This window comes from Mycolicibacterium llatzerense (assembly GCF_000878195.1).
Classification (GTDB): Bacteria; Actinomycetota; Actinomycetes; order Mycobacteriales; family Mycobacteriaceae; genus Mycobacterium; species Mycobacterium llatzerense.
Genome location: NZ_JXST01000001.1, coordinates 64,186 through 80,866, shown reverse-complemented (window position 1 = coordinate 80,866; position 16,681 = coordinate 64,186). Strand labels below are relative to the sequence as shown.

Genomic DNA, 16,681 nt, shown 5'->3' with positions numbered 1-16,681 from the left:
CATGACCGAGACCCAAACCGCCCAGCTGTGGATATGCGTGCGCTGCGGCATGATCTACGACCCCGCCGACGGCGACCCTGACAGCGGGATCGCCCCCGGCACCGCGTTCGAGGACATCCCCGACAACTGGGTGTGCCCCGTCTGCGGTGTCAGCAAGGACGAGTTCGTCCCCTACGAAGAATGATTCGAAGCTGACGCTGCCGCAGTCCGCCAGGCGCCATTGCGCAGCATCCGCAGGCCGTTGAGCCCGACGATGACCGTCGACCCCTCGTGGCCCGCCACCCCCAACGGCAGGGGTAACGTGCCGAACAGGTCCCAAACCACCAGCACGGCAATGAATGTCGCGGCAATGGCCAGGTTGGCCATCACCACACGCCGGGCTCGTCGGGACAGTGCGATCACCGCGGGAATGGCGCGCAGGTCATCACCGATAACCACCGCGTCCGCGGTCTGCAACGTCAGGTCCGATCCCGCACCACCGATCGCGATACCGGCATGCGCAGCGGCCAGCGCGGGCGCGTCATTGATGCCGTCACCGACCATGACGAGGCGCGTCCCGTCGGCTTGCAACTCGCGGACGGCGGCCACCTTGTCGTGCGGCAGCAGGCCGGCCCGCACCTCGACGATGCCGACCTGACCGGCCAATTGCCTTGCTGCAGCAGCATTATCGCCAGTGAGCAGCACCGGATGCTGCTCGGTGAGGTCGGCAATGCCGGCGACTGCAGCCTCGGCGTCCGGGCGCACTTGGTCGGTCAGTCCGAGTACAGCGACAGGCCGGCCATCGACCCCGACGATCACCGCGGTGCAGCCGCGTTGTTCCACCTGCGCCACCGCGCCGGCGCTTGCGGTCGACGGCGCGGACACGGTGACCGCGTGTCCGTCGACAGTGGCCCGCACGCCCCGGCCCGGTTCGGCGACGAAATCGGCGACACGCGGGAAGGCCAGACGACGTGCCTTCGCCGCACGAACGATGGCCGCGCCGAGTGGGTGCTCGCTGGGATGTTCGGCCGCCGCCGCCAACATCAGCACCTGAGCTTCAGTGAAATCGCCTGTCAGCAAATGAATTTCCGCGAGTTCAGGGGCGCCGCGGGTCAGCGTTCCGGTCTTGTCGAAGGCCACGCGGGTGGTGGCGCCGAGCTGTTCCATCACCACTGCCGACTTGACCAGCACGCCGTGACGTCCGGCATTCGCGATGGCCGCCAACAGCGGCGGCATCGTGGCCAGCACCACTGCGCACGGAGACGCCACGATCATGAAGGTCATGGCCCGCAGCAGGGCCTCGCGCACAGTGTCTCCCGCGAGCAGTGGCACCACGAACACCGCGAGGGTGACGACGACCATGCCGATCGAGTACCGCTGCTCGACCTTCTCGATGAACAGCTGCGTGCGCGCTTTGGTCCGCGACGCCTCGTCCACCAGTGCCGCGATGCGCGCCACCACCGAGTCGGCAGCCCGTCGGTCCACCTGGATCCGCAGCGCCCCAATGCCGTTGAGCGTGCCGGCGAAGACTTCGTCGCCGACGCTCTTGTCCACGGGCAGTGGCTCACCGGTGATCGTCGCTTGGTCAACCTCGCTGGCGCCGTCGACCACCGTGGCGTCGGCGGGGATCCGCTCCCCCGGCCGCACCAACACCACGTCACCGACCGCGAGCTCAGCGGCCTTGACCACCTGCTCGCCGTCGTCCGACAGTCGGGTCGCGGTGTCGGGGGCCAAGTTCAGCAGACCGCGGACCGAATCCTCGGTACGTGCGGTCGCCAGCGCTTCCAGCGCCCCGGAGGTCGCGAAGATGACGATCAACAACGCACCGTCGGTGACCTGGCCGATGGATGCCGCGCCGATCGCGGCGACGACCATCAGCAAGTCCACATCGAGGGTCTTCTCGCGGAGGGCCCGCAGACCGGCCAGCGCCGGCTCCCAGCCACCGGTGACGTAGCAGGCCAAGTACATCGCCCACCATGCCCACGTCGGCCCGCCGGTCAGCTGCGTCACCAGACCAGCCAGGAACAACACCAAAGCTGCTGCAGCCCAGCGCATCTCGGATAGATCGAACCACCCGCGGCGTGACCGGTTCAGCGCCGTACCGGCCGTCACCGGCGGGACGACCTGGGTCACCGTCGCCATGACGCACCTCGCAAACGCATGCGGCCAACGTTATCAGAACAAATGAACACGTCTTCATGTGTATGCGCAAGTACACTACAACGATGGGACACGGTGTCGAGGGGCGTGATCGCCCGACCGGGCGTCTCGACGCCGACGCCGCAGCTCAGGTGGCAACGACACTGCAGGCACTGGCCACCCCCAGCCGGCTGATGATTCTCACCGAGCTACGCCAAGGTGCCCGCTCCGTCACGGACCTCGCCGATGCGATCGGCCTCGAGCAGTCCCTCGTCTCCCACCAGCTACGCCTGCTGCGCAATCTCGGACTGGTGAGCGGCACCCGCAGCGGACGCAGCATCGTCTACAGCCTCTACGACAACCACGTCGCGCAACTGCTCGACGAAGCCGTCTACCACAGCGAGCACCTGCGACTGGGGCTAGCGGACCGTGCGGGCGACGCAGGCTAGACGCCTGCTGGGACTCCCGATCGCCGGAGCCTGGCGCGCACACCATCGCGCTCGACCCGGATAGCGGTCACTCGTTCCCGCCCATTGCCGATACCGGCAGTGGCACGGCGCAGCTGTTGGAGTTCGCCGCGGAGAACTGAGTTCTCATGCGGGCTTGACGGCCGTGAGGATACGAGTCGCAGGCCGCACCAATGCCGTCTCGACTTGTTGGAAACCATTTTCCACCAACGCTTGCCGGTAGCGGCGAATATCAATCTCAGCGGGATCCATATGCCGACTGAGCAAACGGGTCACGACACCACGCATGCCCACACTTGCCAGGTCGGCCAGCAGCAGGGAACCGCCCGGACGCAGCACCCGGTGCATCTCGGCAATGGCTGCATCCCGGTCACTCTCCGGAATGTGGTGCATGGCGAAAGTACACGTGACCACATCGAAAGAACGGTCCGGCAGGTCAAGCGATTGCGCGATGCCGTACTCGAACCGGCAGTTCGATCCGCGTGAGTTCGCGCGAGCGTACTCGACCATCTCCGGCGCGGCGTCCACGCCGAGGACCGTGCCGCCCGGCCCCACTCGGTCAGCAAGTACCGCCACCAATTCGCCTGTGCCGCAGGCAATATCAAGAACACAATGACCCATCGCGGCGCCACTCGCGGCAGCCACCTCCGCATCATGGCGACGTCGACCTCCGAAGAACACGGTCGCGAACACGCGGTAGCCACGCGGGTTGGTGATGAGTAGGCCATGGGCATCTTGTTCGATTCGGAACATGAGTTCATGATCAGATGAAAAGTGTTGGACCACCAGGATCGAATCTGCGAGATCCGTTCCGTTCGGTACACCTGGAGGTGAAGTGTCCGAAAACGATCGCCGGGTTCGACGTACCCGCACCACCCTGCACCGCGCCTTGATCGAGCTGATGATCGAACGCGGGTACGACCGGGTGACCGTGCAGGACGTCCTCGATCGCGCCGACGTGGGGCGGTCTACGTTCTATGCCCACTACCGCAGCAAAGACGACCTGCTCCTGGTCAGCGGCACCGAGTATCTGCGGGCCGCGATAGCCGAGCGAAACTGTGATTCGGTGCGGACACTTTTCAACCTCGCCGAAAGCCACCCCGAGGTCTACCGGACCTTGCTCGGTCCCAAGAGCAGCGCGGTCGTGATCCGCGGAGCGCGCCAGATGGTGGCCGACATACTCGCCGACGAGCAGATGGACGAACCGGACGCCACGTTCCTATCGTGGGGACTGGTCGGCTTGCTCGGTGCGGTCGCAGAGGGGCGCATCACGGCCGATGCAGGCTACGCCGTCGTCCAACGGTCATTGCGACGGTCGAGGTAAACCGCAGACGAGGAGAACTTCGTGTCCGCAACACCCACAAGCACCAACGTCGCGACCTTCGAACGATTCCACTGCAGTTGCAACAGCGGGGACGTCGACGACATCGTGAGCACGATCGACGACGTCTTCCATCCCGACGCCGTCGTTCATTCACCGCTGTCGGCAGGCTCCGGGCCGGACACCATGAAACGCATCTGGACCCTGCTCCTTCGCGCCTTCCCCGACATTCACGTCATGGTCGACGACATGGTCGTCGACCATGACAAGATCGCCTCGCGGCAGACAGTGACCGGAACACATCTCGGCGAGTATCGCGGCCTGGCGCCGACCGGGAAACCCGTTGTGTACGAAGAAATGTTCATCATCCGGTTCAGCGACGGACAGATCGCCGAGGTCTGGGGTGTCGTCGACACCCTCGCCCAGCTGCAACAGCTCGGCGCGATCCGCCTCTAGCGCGCCGGATACGCGTGGATCAGCGCTGTGGTGAGCTTGGGGACGGCGTGGACCAGATGATGCTCGGCGTCATGAGCGATCCGGTGGGCCTGCGCCAGGCTCAGGTCAGGATCGAGGTCGAGCTCCACGTCGGCATGCAAGCGGTGCCCCATCCAACGCATGCGCACACTGTGCACCGACCGCACGCCCGGTTCGGCAGCCAGGGACCGCTCGGCCGTGTCGACGAGCTCCGGGTCGACGCCATCGAGCAAGCGGCGGAACACATCTCGCACCGCGGTGCGCAGGACGGCCAGGATCGCCACGGTGATGATCAGCCCGACGATCGGGTCCGCGAGCGGATACCCGAGGGCCACCCCGCCGGCGCCGAGCAGCACCGCTAGAGAAGTGAATCCGTCCGTGCGCGCGTGCACGCCGTCGGCGACCAACGCCGCCGAACCGATCTGACGCCCCACGCGGATGCGGTAGACCGCCACCGTTTCGTTGCCGAGGAATCCGACCAACCCGGCCAGCGCAACCCAGCCGACGTGATCGATGACCTGCGGGTGGATCAACCGCTGCACCGCCTCATAGCCGGCGATGATCGCCGACAGCGCGATCATGCCGACCACGAACAACCCCGCGAGGTCCTCGACCCGGCCGAACCCATACGTGTAGCGGCGGGTTGCAGCCTTGGCGCCCAACGCAAATGCGATCCACAATGGCACCGCAGTCAGCGCATCGGAGAAGTTGTGGATCGCGTCGGCGGCCAGCGCCACCGACCCCGACAACACCACGATGGCGATCTGCACGACCGTGGTGAGGCCCAGCACCAGCAGGCTGATCTTCACGGCCCGGATACCGGCCGCACTCGATTCGAGCGCACTGTCCAGGCTGTCCGCCGCATCGTGGGAATGCGGCGCGAAGATGCCCTTGACCACACCCCGGACGCCGTGGTCATGCGGATGGCCATGGTCGTGATGGTGGTGGTGTTGATGTCCACTCATCGTCGGCCCCTTTCGAGGCTCCGCAGGCCGGCATCCTGGCGATGATGGGCCGGCACACCGGGACCGGCATGTTCGGCGTTGTGCACGGCATCCACCACCAGCTGGCGGACGTGCTCGTTCTCCAGGCTGTAGAAGATCGTCGTCCCGGCACGACGGGTCTGCACCAACCGCGCCATCCGCAGCTTCGCCAGATGCTGCGATACCGACGGTGCGGGCTTGCCGACCCGCTCGGCCAGTTCATTGACCGACAGCTCGGATGCACTCAACGCCCACAGCAGATGGACGCGGGTCGGGTCGGCGAGCATCCGGAATACCTCGACCACCAGGCGCACCTGATCATCGGCGAGCGGCGCCGGCATCTGCTTACCTGCATTCATACGCAGATAATAGACCGTTGGCCGCACCGCGGTCGTCGGATGGGCGCTCAGCTGCCGCGGTCGACCATGTCGAACACCTTGACCGCGTGCGAAAACGGCTGCGATGTAACGCCTATCGGACCGAATGGATGATCGAGGGTGTAGATGACGTACATCAACAACGACAACCCCTAGATCACCCATAGTCAACCAAGCACGCCAATCACGCCGCGACGTTGCCAAGCATTCTCCGCAAACTTCCTGAAACAGGAAACCGCACAACACAACGCAGTTGTCGCGTCCGCCGGCAACTGCGGCAGCGGCGAGATCGACCACCGGGCCGGCGAGCACACCGGGTCTCCCAGAAAATGTCGGCCGGGTCAATCCGCCTGCTACAGTCCGGCTATATCCGGCGCCGATCGACGCCGAACCTGGCACTGTGGAAAGGAATACGGCAATGGTCTTCACCAAATCGGGCGCCCAGCGGGCGGTCGTGGCTGCCGCAGGAGCCGTCATGGCCGTCATGGCTGTCGCCCTGCCGACTTCGGGTCAGGCGATGGCCGCCCCGACGGCCCCCAACTGCACCCCCGCGGACCTGGCCGGCGTGGCATCGGGCGTCGCCGCTGCCGCCTCCGCCTACCTGTTCACGCACCCGGACGTCAACGACTTCTACGGCAGCCTGCAGGGCAAGCCCCGCGATGAGGTCGCGAACGACGTGCGCACCTTCTTCGACGCAAACCCGCAGGCGCACAACGAACTTCGGGCGATCCGTCAGCCCATGACCGATTTCCGCGAGCGCTGCGGCCTGGCGCAGCCCGACCGTCCGCTGCTCGGCGAATGATGCGCCTCGTCGCTGCCGCGTTGGCAGCAGCTGCCGTGCCCGGATTGATCGCCGTCGCCCCCGCCGGTACCGCGAGTGCGGACGTCTGCTTCGGCGCCGGACGACGCATCACGGTCAGCGGATGCACCGACTTCGGCGCCGTCGCGCCCTACGCGCCGCCGCCGGCCTACTACGCACCGCTGCCCGAGGACATGCCGCCGCCCCCGCCGCCACCGCCCGTGCAGGGATGCGTCGGCTGGAACGGCCGCTGGGTCAGCGCCAACACCTGCCGTTAGTACGCCCTCGCCGCGGCCGGCTGGTCCGCGGCGTCGGAGCGGCCGCGCAGCGCCCAGTGCAGGCGTTTGGCCGCGGCCAAGGTGCCGCTGGGCGCGTGCGGTTGCCCATAGTGAATGAGCAACGTGACGCGCCGCTGACCTGAGGCGATCGGCATGTTGGCATGCAGGCTCCGATAGCCCCAGAACAGGTACACGTCACCGACATTCATGTCGACGACGGTCGGGCCACCGGCACGGCCGAGGCTCTGCAAGATCCGCTGCCGGAACGTGGCGCTCTGGTGGACGATCTTCTCGAGGATGTTGATCGCCACAGACCGCCGGAACGGCCGCTTGTTGAAGTAGCCCACCAGCTCGCCCGAGCGGCCCGGCTCCGCTTCGGGAATGAACAGCGGGACCACCATGGTCACGACGCTGGCGTCGTAGTGGAACCACCACGCGTCACCGTCGGCGTGCGGGCCGGCCACGATGCGCACCGCGGTACCGGCCAATTCGTGCGCCCGGTCCGGGAAGCGCTGGCGCACGACATTGTCGAGAAATGTGCGAACCGAATCGCTGGCCATGAACGCATGAATCGACTCAAGGTGCCCATCCTGTGGCGATAGGACGAAATGGTCCTTCTCGCCGTGCGCGGCCAGCCAACGATCGATTTCCGCCCGGGAATCGATCACCCAATCCCATTGGACGGCGTTTGCTACCTGAGCGACACCGCTCTCGTCCAACTGGCGCGCCACATCGACGGGATCGCACGCGTTCATGTCAAATTCACACATTTGGACGGAAGTGTAGACAACCAGAGAACGTCATTACCACAATTGCTGCGATTTGACATTTACCTCGATTGGGGAGCCAGAAATCAGCGGCGCGGAGAGCTATTCGACAGTCGCGTAAACCGAATGGTAGGGGCGCTAATTACACCGCGAATCGGGACACCGGCATGCGCCGACTTCCCGGTGCCGGCGCGAGAAGAGCAGCCGTGGTCGCCGACCACCGCCGGGCCCACCTCGAAAGTCGAGCCAACAAATCCGCTAGCCCCCACGACGAGCACCGGCACGGGACACGATCCACCCGTGGCCGGGCACATCCAGCTCACCGGCCTCACTTGCATCACGAACACTGCCTCACCGCGAGCCCGAATACCCGGTCGACAGCTCGCCAACTAACATGAGGCGTCCCCGCCCCCGTAGCTCAGGGGATAGAGCACGGCTCTCCTAAAGCCGGTGTCGCAGGTTCGAATCCTGCCGGGGGCACTCTGTGATGTCGCAGGACATACGAATAGTCCCGGACCTACTTTAGGTCCGGGATTTTTTCGTTTTGGGGCCTTTGGGTGCGCCGGTGGGTTGGTAGTCCCTGGTGGGGTCGAGGGTGAAGTCGCGCAGGACTTCTCCGGTGGCGGCGTTGATGACGGTGATGTGGTGGTCGTGGGCCAGGATCAGGACGCGGGTTCGGTAGTGGTGGCGGCCGATGCCGATGTGGTGCAGGCGTCCGTTGACGCGCAGGGTGACTGCTCCCGCTTGGTCGACGCGGTCGGTGCGGACGCGGTCGTGGGTGTCGAGGCGTTGGCCGGGTTGGGCTTTGGGTCGGCTGGTGTAGATGACCGCTGGGGTGGCGCGGTGGGGCAGGCTGCGGTGGGGTCGGCGATGGTTGTATTCGTCGCAGAAGGTGTCGAGTTGGGTTTGTAGCTCGGCGGTGGTGGCGGCGCGGGGTTGGTTGGTCAGCCATTTTTTGAGGGTTTGGTGGAAGCGTTCGACTTTCCCGCAGGTGGTGGGGTGGTTGGGGGTCGAGTTGATCTGTTTGACGTTCAGGTCGTGCAGTTCGGTTTCCAGTCCGTTGCGTCCGCCTTTGCCGCCGGAGAGGCGGGTGGTGAAGACCATGCCGTTGTCGGTGAGGGTGGAGTATGGGATGCCGTGTTGGGCAACGGTTTTGCGGAATTCGGCCAGGACGATGGCGCCGGTGACGCGGCGGTGGGCGGTGACCGATAGGGCTAGGCGTGAGCAGTCGTCGATCCAGCACAGGATTTCGGTGTCGGTGCCACCTGCCAGGCGCCAGTGGGTGAAGTCGGCTTGCCAGCATTGGTTGGGTTGTTCGGCTTGGAAGCGGATGTAGGAGGACTTGGGGCGTTTGTTGGGGTTGGGTTCGACCAGTCCGGCGGCGCGGCAGTGGCGGCTAATCGAGGCGACGGACACGGTCAGGTTGTGGTGGTGTTGCAGATGCCAGGCGATGGTGTGGGGGCCGGCGTCGAGGCCCTTGCCGGCCAGGGTGTGGCGCAGCTCGATGATCAGGTCGATGGTGGTCTGCGGTAGCCGTGTTGGGCTGTGGTGGGGTCGTCGGGAGCGTGGCTCGAACGCGGCTTCACCTTCGCGGGTGTAGCGGGCGATCAGTCGTGAGATCCAGCTTTGGGAGACCCCGTAGTCGCGGGCGACTTGGGACTGGGACCGGCCTTCGATGAGGACCGCGGTGATGACCAGACGAGCCTTCGACACCAGCTGAAACTGGTCGATCGGGCTATGCCGATGTCTTGAGACACGCTATGCGGATGTCATGAAACATCACACTGCCGGGGGCACTCTTCCTCTCGTCGAGCGTGCGGCTTTACGAGAACCTGTTCGGCGTGTCGCCTCGTCAGCCCCCACGCTCGGCGTAGTGCGCTAGCCCGGTAGGTAGATCAGCCGGGCCATCACCACCGTGATCACCATGGTCAGCGCCAGCAGCGGCACGCCGACCTTCGCGTAGTCGGAGAACCGATAGCCGCCAGGCTCCATGACCAGCATGTTGGTGGGCGACGACACGGGCGTGACGAACGCCGCGGAGCACGCGATGGCGACGGTCATCGCGAAGCCCTGCGGCGACACATGCAACGCCTGGGCCGCCTCGATGGCGACCGGCGCGATGAGCACGGCGGTCGCCGAATTCGAGATGAACAGCGCCACCACCGCCGTCACCAGGAACACCACCGCGAGCATGCCGGTCGGACCCAGCGCGCCGAGCGTCTCGACCAGGTGATGCGCGATGAGCGTCGTCGTCCCCGTCTTGGCCAGCGCCGTGGCCAACGGCAACATCCCGGCGATCAGGACCAGGGCGTTCCAGCTGATCAGCCGGTAGATGCTGTCGACGCGAACGCAGCGCGCACCGACCATGGCCAGCGCCCCGAGCAGGGCCGCGTCGGCCCCGGGAAGCCAGCCGAAAGCCATGCACGCCACCATCGCGATGAGAATGGCCACCGCGGCGCGCGCCCGGCCCGGCGCCACCAACCGCTGTTGGTACTCGGCGGGCAGGTTCAACAGGATGAAATTGCGCCGAGTATCGCTGAGCCGCTCGATGTCGTCCCAATTGCCGCCCACCAACATCGCGTCGCCGAAGTCCAGGGTGCGGCTGGGCAGGTCCTCGGTGATGCACTGACCGCGATGCCGGACCGCCAGTACCGTCACATTGTGTGCGGCAGCGAGGTCCAGGTCGCCGAGTGTGGTGCCGATGGACTTCGACTCGGGCGCGAGCATCACCTCGGCCACGCCGACGTCCTGCAGCACTTCCCGGCGCTCATCTTCGGCGCGGGGACCGGTTACCTGACATCGAAGGTCGGCGGACAGCGCGGCGGTCTGCTGTTCGTCGACCAGAGTGAAGACCAGATCGCCTGCCTCGAAAACGGTTTCAGGCCGCGCCGACAGGTACCGCGCAGCGCCACGGCCGTGTTTCTCGAAGCCGAGAAGGTCCAGGCCGTAACGGTCGCGCAGCGGTTGTCGTTGCGCTGCAACCGATTGTCCGACCAATGACGAGTCAGCCGAAACATGCAGCAAGTGCCAGCGGGCTTTCAAACCATACGACTCGATGACGTCGAAGGTGGAAGTCTCCTGGGCATCCGCATCACCGGTCCTTTTGCGGCTCAACAGGTTACGGCCGACGACGAGCATGAAGACGACGCTCACGACGAGCGTGACGACACCGAACGGCGTGAAGCCGAAGAAGCCGAGCGGCGGCGCAATGCCGCGCTGACTGAGGATGCTCTCGATGATGATGTTCGGCGATGACGCGATCGACGTCATCATGCCGCTGATCATGACGGCCACGCACAACGGCATCAGCATGCGTTTGCGGTTCAAACCCGTTGCGGCCGTGACCGTGAGGACCACGGGAATGAGCATCGAGACGATCGCCGCCGAATTCATGACCGAACCGATGCCGGCGGCAAGCACCATGACCAACGCGACCAGCCGGGCTTCACTGCGGCCACCAACCTTGACGACGAATTCCCCCAGTCGCTGCGTGATCCCGGTGTTGACCAGTCCCGCACTGACGATGAATATCCCGGCCAACAGAATCACCACCGGAGAGCCGAAGCCGGCCAGCGCCTCGGTCGGGGTGAGCACTCCACTGCTCATCAACGCGACCACCACGAGCACGCCGACGATGTCGGCGCGCGGACGGCCCCACACGAACAGCCCGACCGCCCCGGCCAGGATGCCGACGACGATCCACATTTGGTGAGTCACCCCTGATCAATAACATCCGATGCCGCGGATCGGTCGCAGATGCCCCGAATCCGAAGCGGACGCCGCTGGCGCACCGAACTGCCCCAACACCCAATCAACGGTCGGAAATCTACGCATTGTTCAGTAATTTCCGCGGCCGTACAGTCAAGCTGACAACCAAATATCGGAGGGTCAGACATGACCGTGGACGAAGCCAAACTCAACGAATTTCTCGGCATGGCGATCGGCGACATGGGCGCCGCGATGAGCGCCAGCCTGGTCCTCATCGGCGACCGCCTCGGGCTGTACAAAGCCCTGGCGGCCGGGCCGCTCACCTCCACCCAGCTGGCCGAGAAAACCGGCACGGTGGAGCGCTACGTCCGCGAGTGGCTGTCCAACCAGGCAGCCGGCGGCTACGTCCAATTCGATTCGGACAGCGCCACGTGGTCGATGAGCCCGGAACAAGCCGCCTGCCTGGCCGACCCGAACGGACCGGTCGACATCCCCGGCGCCTACAACATCGTCGAGGCGGTGTTCCACGTCCTCGACCGCACCACCGAAAACTTCAAATCGGGCGGCGGCCTCGAGTGGGGTGAGCACCATCCGTGCCTGTTCGCCGGCACCGAGCGGTTCTTCCGCGCCGGCTACAACGCCGAACTCGTCAGCTCCTGGCTGCCGGCCCTCGACGGCGCGGTCGCACGCCTCGAGTCCGGGGGCAAGGTGGCCGACGTCGGCTGCGGCCACGGGGTCAGCACCATCCTGATGGCGCAGACCTACCCGAACTCCACGTTCATCGGCTACGACTACCACCCCGAGTCGATACACGTCGCCGCCGAACACGCCGAGGAAGCCGGCGTGACGAACGCACTGTTCGAGGTCGCCGACGCGACGGGATATGCGGACAAGGATTTCGACCTGATCGCATTCTTCGATTGCCTGCACGACATGGGCGATCCGGTCGGTGCAATGCAGCACACCCGGGCCGCGCTCAAGAGCGACGGCATGGCGATGATCGTCGAGCCATTCGCCAATGATCACGTGCAGGACAACATGAATCCCGTCGGCCGCATGATGTACGGCGCGTCATCGCAGATCTGTGTGCCGGTGTCGCTCGCCCGCAACGGTCCGGCACTCGGCGCGCAGGCCGGCGAGGCCAGGTTGCGCGACGTCATCGTCGACCAGAGCGGATTCACCCAATTCCGGCGGGCCACCGAGACACCGTTCAATCTCGTCTTCGAGGCACGCCCCTGAGCGATCAGGGAATCAGGATGTAACTCATCCCGGGGACGTGCTGGGTGTCGCGGGTCCACCAGGCGAACGGCCCACCGTGCGACTCGTTGTTCATCTCGGTGATGTTGATCCACCGGCCGGACACCGAATTCACCCACGCCACATGGCCGTACTCGCTGACGCCCGGCAGTTCGGCGGGATACACCGCGATGGAGCGGGCTTGCGGCTCGTCGACGACCGTCCAGCCACGCGAGCGTGCGGAATCCGCCCAGAGCCTGGCGTTGCCGTGGATGTCCGGGTAGTAGCCCACGTTCTGGTAGGCCATCTGCAGCGCACCCCAGGTGCACTGACCCGGCCAACCGGAGTTCGAGGCCTGGACCGCACCCATGGTTCGGCCGGGGCTGGAGACGGGTTGGCCGTAGCCGGTGGGACCGACGTACACCGCCGAGTCGGCGTTGCTCAGCGGGGCCGACACCACCCCCACACCGGCGATCAAAGCGGCCGCGAGCATGGCACCCGCATACGACTTGAAGCTCATTGCGTACATCCGTCCCCCCGATCAAGCGAACGAACCGATGCTTGGATCAAATCACAATTCGGTCACGATTAGACACGAATTCAAAAACATCGCTTGGCAAACTGTCAAGTTTTGCTCAAGAGATGCTGATCACCGGGGTGGGCGGCGTTACCTATTCAGGCGGAATTGCAGGTTGTTGCGCACTGCGGGCCATTCGATGTCGAGGATCGAGTACACCACGGAGTCACGTCGGGAGCCGTCACTGAGCAACTGATGCGAGCGCAGCACCCCGTCGAGCTTGGCTCCGAGCCGCTCAATTGCCGCGCGACTCGCCGAGTTGAAGAAGTGGGTTCTGAACTCCACTGCTATACAGTCGAGCGCTTCAAAAGCGTGCCCGAGCAGCAGCAGCTTGGTTTCGGTGTTCACCCCGGTCCGGCGAACCGACTCCACGTACCAGGTCGCGCCGATCTCCAGGCGCCGGTTGGGACCGTCCACATTCAGGTAGCTGGACGACCCGATGAGCCGGCCGTCGAGCGAGCGCACGACGAACGTCAGCCCGGTATCGGGGCGCTGCGCCGCCAACCGGGCCTGTACCCACTGCTCGGCCGTCGCCGGGGACGGCGCGGAGGTGAACCACAAGCGGCCCGGGTCCCCATCGGCGGCGGCCTCGGAGATCTCCGGCACGTGATCCTCGGTCAGCGGCTCCAGCGAGACCCACTGCCGTCCCGTCAGCACGACCGGCTCGACGAATCCCATCACGCACGCCAGGCGACGACCGAAGCCAGCACCGACAGCACGATGGCCAGTGCGGCTGCCACCAAACCCACATACAGCCCGTACGCCGCGACCACCGGGCCGTGCACGTACAGCACGTGGTACCAGACGCCGAGCGCCGTCAGCCCGGCCGAAAGCACGAGGGCCACAACGGAAGCGGCGCGCGGCGACACCTTGCGCGCGGCCATCGCGGCCGCCACCAGCAGGCACGACGACAGCAGCACCATCAGCTGCCCGACCCCGAAACCCGGTGGCGGAACAGCGATGTGCCCGACCTTGCCGCCGATGGCGTTCGCATGCCCCGCCGGGCTCGACAGCCACGGCAACCAGGCGCTGACCAAGAGCACCGCCGCGCACAGCGCCACGATCCAGGCGGGCCGCAACCGTTCCATGGCATGAGCGTATCGACCTGCCGACACCGCCATTGCGCCGTAGCCTCAACTGCCATGACGGATCTCCCCGATTGGGCGCGACAGCTCGACCTGTCGCCGCATCCGGAAGGCGGCTGGTACCGCGAGACCTGGCGCAGCGACCTGACCGTTCCGCAGTCCGCGCTGCCCGCGCAGTACACGGGACCGCGCAGCGCCGGGACCGCGATCCTGTTCCTGCTCATGCCGGGCCAGCAGTCGGCCTGGCACACCGTGCACAGCGCCGAGCTGTGGCTGTACCACCGCGGCAGCCCGCTGCTGCTGGAGGTCGGGGCCGACCGGGACACCGCGGACACCGTGCTGCTCGGCGCCGACGTGGCTGCGGGTGAACAGCCGCAGGCGCTGGTGCCGCCCGGGCACTGGCAGCGCGCCCTGGCCCGGCCCGGGCGAGCGGAGCGACGGGGAAACAGCGCAGTCGACGAGCCGACTCTCGTCAGCTGTGTCGTGGTGCCCGGCTTCGACTTCGCCGACTTCGCGCTGACGCCGACAGGCCACTGATCGCATGCCGGGGCACGTCATCGTCTGCGGCGCCGACGCGTTGGCCAACCGCATCGCCGAGGGGCTGCAGGCGGCGGGCGCGACGGTGGTGACGATCCACGAACCCGCCGGCCTGAAGGCCGCCATCGTCACCAGCGCCGCCGCCATCGTCTGCGTCGGTGACGACGACGCCGTCAACCTCGAAATCGCCCTGCTGGCACGGGAACTCAATCCCACCGTCCGGGTCGTGACCCGCCTGGCCAACAGCGTGCTGCGCGCCGCGGTGGCCCAGGACAACGGCCCCGGCGCGGTCCTGGACGTCGCCGACCTGGCTGCGCCGTCGGTCGTGGAGGCCTGCCTGGCCCGCACCACCCACACCATCTCGGTGGCCGGCGTGGATTACGTCATCTCCGGCACCGAGGCCCAGCGCGATGCCACGCTGCGGGAGATGTTCGGCGATCTGGCGCCCATCGCCGTCATCCGCGGCGAGAACTCGGAGTCGCCCGGCGAGGTGACACCTTGTCCCGGTAGGGATTTCGAGGTGCACACTGGCGACTGGACGGCCATGATCGGCACCGCCGACGAACTGGCGGACGCCGGCATCACGGTGCCGCGTCCCTTGACCAGCCGAACACACCGCCCGTGGCCGCGCCGCCTGATCGACACGCTGCGCGTCATCCGCGACGACATCAACCCCATCTTCTGGTGGGCCCTCGGCACGTCGGCATCCCTGCTGCTCGGGTCGACGATCCTGCTGCGTTTCGCCTATCACAACCCCGCAGGCATGAGCTGGATCGATGCGCTGTACTTCTCCACCGAGACCATCGCGACGGTCGGCTACGGCGACTTCAGTTTCATGCATCAGCCAACCTGGTTGCGACTATGGGGCATTGGGCTCATGCTCGCCGGTGTCACCACCACCGCGATCTTGGTCGCGTTCGTCGCCGACGCATTGCTGTCCCGTCGTCTCGGCAATTCGGCCGGGCGGCGGCGGGTGCAGCATCTGCGCAACCACATCGTCGTGGTGGGCCTCGGATCGTTCGGCATCCGGGTGGTCAGCGACCTGATCGCAGCCGGCCACGACGTCGCCGTCATCGAACGCGACGAATCCAACCGGTTCCTCGCGCAGGCCGCACAATTGGACGTCCCGGTGATCTTCGGTGACGCCACCCTGCGACAGACGCTGGAGCTGGCCCGACTCGACCGGGCCCGCGCCGTCGCGGTGCTGACCCAGGACGACATGGTCAACATCGAGACCGGCATCGTGCTGCGCGAAATGCTCAGTCCCCGGGTGCTGCCGGAAATCGACCGGCCCGACGTCCCGCTGGTGCTGCGGATCTACGACCGCACGCTCGGGGCTGCAGTGGCCCAGCGGTTCGGCTTCGCCAATGTCCGGTCGACGGTCGAGCTGGCGGCGCCGTGGTTCGTCGGCGCCGCGATGGGATTGCAGGTGCTGGGCACGTTCACGGTGGGACAGCAGTCGTTCACCGTTGGCGGCGTCCACGTCGACGCGGGCAGCGCACTCGACGGCATGCGGATGGCGGAGGTACCCACGCAAATCCGGGTCATCGCCATCACCCGGGCCGGGACCACCCACCGGAGGCCGCGGCGCGACACCCAGCTCTGTGCGGGAGATACCGCGTACCTGGTCGGTCCGTACCGCGAACTCATCGACACGCTGCTGACCGGTCAGGCCGCGATCATCAAGTCGATGGACAGCTGATCGCAGATGGTGTGCGTGGCGGGCCAGTCGCCGCGCAGCGTCGCGTGGGCGAGTTCCTCGGTCAACGGGCTCTGCACATCCAGTTCGGCGAGCCAGCCGGCCACCGTCGCCGCGACGCGGTCCGCGGTGACGCCGACGGCGTGACGATCGTGGAGCTGGTCGACGATCTCGTACGTCGTCGTTGCGGGGCGCTGGTGCCGCCAGTGGATGTTCATATCGGTAGGAGCACCGAGCACCCCGAATCGGGACACT

Annotated in this window: 20 protein-coding genes and 1 tRNA gene; 10 read left to right on the top strand and 11 right to left on the bottom strand. The window is 66.2% G+C overall.

The window, feature by feature from the left end; translation table 11 throughout:
• Position 1: 1 nt before the first annotated feature.
• Positions 2–184, top strand: a complete 183-nt coding sequence (gene rd, locus TL10_RS00415) for a rubredoxin (RefSeq protein WP_043390653.1) — start codon at positions 2–4, stop codon at positions 182–184.
• On the opposite strand, the gene TL10_RS00410 is transcribed toward rd, so the two are convergent.
• Positions 172–2,121, bottom strand: coding sequence for a heavy metal translocating P-type ATPase (locus tag TL10_RS00410; protein ID WP_043983951.1), 1,950 nt, complete (start codon positions 2,119–2,121; stop codon positions 172–174). The two genes, rd and TL10_RS00410, sit on opposite strands and share 13 nt — an antisense overlap.
• Before the next feature lie 83 nt (positions 2,122–2,204).
• Here TL10_RS00410 and TL10_RS00405 point away from each other — a divergent pair, with 83 nt between their 5' ends.
• Positions 2,205–2,567, top strand: a complete 363-nt coding sequence (locus TL10_RS00405; RefSeq protein ID WP_043390651.1) for an ArsR/SmtB family transcription factor — start codon at positions 2,205–2,207, stop codon at positions 2,565–2,567.
• 144 nt (positions 2,568–2,711) lie between these two features.
• On the opposite strand, the gene TL10_RS00400 is transcribed toward TL10_RS00405, so the two are convergent.
• Positions 2,712–3,338: a class I SAM-dependent methyltransferase gene (locus tag TL10_RS00400; RefSeq protein WP_043983950.1), complete on the bottom strand. Its 627-nt coding sequence runs from the start codon at positions 3,336–3,338 to the stop codon at positions 2,712–2,714.
• A gap of 82 nt (positions 3,339–3,420) precedes the next feature.
• On the opposite strand from TL10_RS00400, the gene TL10_RS29380 reads away from it, so the two are divergent.
• Both TL10_RS29380 and TL10_RS00390 read left to right on the top strand, forming a co-directional pair.
• The gene (locus tag TL10_RS29380) at positions 3,421–3,909 is read left to right on the top strand and encodes a TetR/AcrR family transcriptional regulator (RefSeq protein ID WP_192830155.1); all 489 of its coding nucleotides are present in this window, start codon (positions 3,421–3,423) and stop codon (positions 3,907–3,909) included.
• Positions 3,910–3,930: 21 nt separating this feature from the next.
• On the top strand, positions 3,931–4,362 hold the full coding sequence (locus TL10_RS00390; protein WP_043983949.1) for an ester cyclase: 432 nt from the start codon (positions 3,931–3,933) through the stop codon (positions 4,360–4,362).
• On the opposite strand, the gene TL10_RS00385 is transcribed toward TL10_RS00390, so the two are convergent.
• Complete coding sequence (locus TL10_RS00385) at positions 4,359–5,345, bottom strand: cation diffusion facilitator family transporter (RefSeq protein WP_043390643.1); 987 nt, start codon at positions 5,343–5,345, stop codon at positions 4,359–4,361. The two genes, TL10_RS00390 and TL10_RS00385, sit on opposite strands and share 4 nt — an antisense overlap.
• Positions 5,342–5,722 (bottom strand): ArsR/SmtB family transcription factor, encoded by a 381-nt coding sequence (locus tag TL10_RS00380; protein WP_043390641.1) that lies wholly within the window; start codon positions 5,720–5,722, stop codon positions 5,342–5,344. Before TL10_RS00380 ends, TL10_RS00385 begins: the two co-directional genes overlap by 4 nt.
• 436 nt (positions 5,723–6,158) lie before the next feature.
• Between TL10_RS00380 and TL10_RS00375 the strand changes: the two genes are divergently transcribed.
• Both TL10_RS00375 and TL10_RS00370 read left to right on the top strand, forming a co-directional pair.
• A complete protein-coding gene (locus tag TL10_RS00375; protein ID WP_043390640.1) occupies positions 6,159–6,542 on the top strand; it encodes a heme-binding protein in 384 nt (127 codons plus the stop codon).
• Positions 6,539–6,817 (top strand): hypothetical protein, encoded by a 279-nt coding sequence (locus tag TL10_RS00370; protein WP_043983946.1) that lies wholly within the window; start codon positions 6,539–6,541, stop codon positions 6,815–6,817. Before TL10_RS00375 ends, TL10_RS00370 begins: the two co-directional genes overlap by 4 nt.
• On the opposite strand, the gene TL10_RS29375 is transcribed toward TL10_RS00370, so the two are convergent.
• A complete protein-coding gene (locus TL10_RS29375) occupies positions 6,814–7,587 on the bottom strand; it encodes a hypothetical protein (RefSeq protein ID WP_131630654.1) in 774 nt (257 codons plus the stop codon). The genes TL10_RS00370 and TL10_RS29375 overlap by 4 nt on opposite strands.
• 404 nt (positions 7,588–7,991) lie before the next feature.
• On the opposite strand from TL10_RS29375, the gene TL10_RS00360 reads away from it, so the two are divergent.
• Positions 7,992–8,064, top strand: a tRNA-Arg gene (locus tag TL10_RS00360).
• 42 nt (positions 8,065–8,106) lie between these two features.
• On the opposite strand, the gene TL10_RS00355 is transcribed toward TL10_RS00360, so the two are convergent.
• Positions 8,107–9,297: an IS481 family transposase gene (locus tag TL10_RS00355; protein ID WP_043983944.1), complete on the bottom strand. Its 1,191-nt coding sequence runs from the start codon at positions 9,295–9,297 to the stop codon at positions 8,107–8,109.
• Positions 9,298–9,462: 165 nt separating this feature from the next.
• A complete protein-coding gene (locus TL10_RS00350; protein ID WP_131630653.1) occupies positions 9,463–11,301 on the bottom strand; it encodes an SLC13 family permease in 1,839 nt (612 codons plus the stop codon).
• Between the two features lie 177 nt (positions 11,302–11,478).
• On the opposite strand from TL10_RS00350, the gene TL10_RS00345 reads away from it, so the two are divergent.
• On the top strand, positions 11,479–12,531 hold the full coding sequence (locus tag TL10_RS00345) for a class I SAM-dependent methyltransferase (RefSeq protein ID WP_043983941.1): 1,053 nt from the start codon (positions 11,479–11,481) through the stop codon (positions 12,529–12,531).
• A gap of 4 nt (positions 12,532–12,535) precedes the next feature.
• On the opposite strand, the gene TL10_RS00340 is transcribed toward TL10_RS00345, so the two are convergent.
• The 3 genes from TL10_RS00340 to TL10_RS00330 all read right to left on the bottom strand — a co-directional run bounded on the left by TL10_RS00340 (position 12,536) and on the right by TL10_RS00330 (position 14,193).
• Positions 12,536–13,048: a CHAP domain-containing protein gene (locus TL10_RS00340; RefSeq protein ID WP_051954474.1), complete on the bottom strand. Its 513-nt coding sequence runs from the start codon at positions 13,046–13,048 to the stop codon at positions 12,536–12,538.
• A 147-nt stretch (positions 13,049–13,195) separates the two neighbouring features.
• On the bottom strand, positions 13,196–13,786 hold the full coding sequence (locus TL10_RS00335; protein WP_110788916.1) for a GNAT family N-acetyltransferase: 591 nt from the start codon (positions 13,784–13,786) through the stop codon (positions 13,196–13,198).
• Positions 13,783–14,193 carry a hypothetical protein gene (locus TL10_RS00330; RefSeq protein WP_043983939.1) on the bottom strand — a complete coding sequence of 137 codons (411 nt, stop codon included), beginning with the start codon at positions 14,191–14,193 and terminating at the stop codon, positions 13,783–13,785. Before TL10_RS00330 ends, TL10_RS00335 begins: the two co-directional genes overlap by 4 nt.
• A gap of 54 nt (positions 14,194–14,247) precedes the next feature.
• On the opposite strand from TL10_RS00330, the gene TL10_RS00325 reads away from it, so the two are divergent.
• Both TL10_RS00325 and TL10_RS00320 read left to right on the top strand, forming a co-directional pair.
• Positions 14,248–14,727, top strand: a complete 480-nt coding sequence (locus TL10_RS00325) for a cupin domain-containing protein (protein ID WP_043390628.1) — start codon at positions 14,248–14,250, stop codon at positions 14,725–14,727.
• Positions 14,728–14,731: 4 nt separating this feature from the next.
• Positions 14,732–16,429 carry an NAD-binding protein gene (locus TL10_RS00320; protein ID WP_043390626.1) on the top strand — a complete coding sequence of 566 codons (1,698 nt, stop codon included), beginning with the start codon at positions 14,732–14,734 and terminating at the stop codon, positions 16,427–16,429.
• On the opposite strand, the gene TL10_RS00315 is transcribed toward TL10_RS00320, so the two are convergent.
• Positions 16,396–16,644: an Rv2628 protein family gene (locus TL10_RS00315; RefSeq protein WP_043390624.1), complete on the bottom strand. Its 249-nt coding sequence runs from the start codon at positions 16,642–16,644 to the stop codon at positions 16,396–16,398. The genes TL10_RS00320 and TL10_RS00315 overlap by 34 nt on opposite strands.
• Between the last annotated feature and the right edge of the window lie 37 nt (positions 16,645–16,681).

Bases quoted from the DNA above. Each gene is read 5' to 3' on its own strand.
- rd (WP_043390653.1), top strand. From the start codon at position 2: ATGACCGAGACCCAAACCGCCCAGCTGTGGATATGCGTGCGCTGCGGC.
- TL10_RS00410 (WP_043983951.1), bottom strand. From the start codon at position 2,121: ATGGCGACGGTGACCCAGGTCGTCCCGCCGGTGACGGCCGGTACGGCG.
- TL10_RS00405 (WP_043390651.1), top strand. From the start codon at position 2,205: ATGGGACACGGTGTCGAGGGGCGTGATCGCCCGACCGGGCGTCTCGAC.
- TL10_RS00400 (WP_043983950.1), bottom strand. From the start codon at position 3,338: ATGTTCCGAATCGAACAAGATGCCCATGGCCTACTCATCACCAACCCG.
- TL10_RS00385 (WP_043390643.1), bottom strand. From the start codon at position 5,345: ATGAGTGGACATCAACACCACCACCATCACGACCATGGCCATCCGCAT.
- TL10_RS00380 (WP_043390641.1), bottom strand. From the start codon at position 5,722: ATGAATGCAGGTAAGCAGATGCCGGCGCCGCTCGCCGATGATCAGGTG.
- TL10_RS00375 (WP_043390640.1), top strand. From the start codon at position 6,159: ATGGTCTTCACCAAATCGGGCGCCCAGCGGGCGGTCGTGGCTGCCGCA.
- TL10_RS00370 (WP_043983946.1), top strand. From the start codon at position 6,539: ATGATGCGCCTCGTCGCTGCCGCGTTGGCAGCAGCTGCCGTGCCCGGA.
- TL10_RS29375 (WP_131630654.1), bottom strand. From the start codon at position 7,587: ATGTGTGAATTTGACATGAACGCGTGCGATCCCGTCGATGTGGCGCGC.
- TL10_RS00345 (WP_043983941.1), top strand. From the start codon at position 11,479: ATGACCGTGGACGAAGCCAAACTCAACGAATTTCTCGGCATGGCGATC.
- TL10_RS00340 (WP_051954474.1), bottom strand. From the start codon at position 13,048: ATGAGCTTCAAGTCGTATGCGGGTGCCATGCTCGCGGCCGCTTTGATC.
- TL10_RS00330 (WP_043983939.1), bottom strand. From the start codon at position 14,193: ATGGAACGGTTGCGGCCCGCCTGGATCGTGGCGCTGTGCGCGGCGGTG.
- TL10_RS00325 (WP_043390628.1), top strand. From the start codon at position 14,248: ATGACGGATCTCCCCGATTGGGCGCGACAGCTCGACCTGTCGCCGCAT.
- TL10_RS00320 (WP_043390626.1), top strand. From the start codon at position 14,732: ATGCCGGGGCACGTCATCGTCTGCGGCGCCGACGCGTTGGCCAACCGC.
- TL10_RS00315 (WP_043390624.1), bottom strand. From the start codon at position 16,644: ATGAACATCCACTGGCGGCACCAGCGCCCCGCAACGACGACGTACGAG.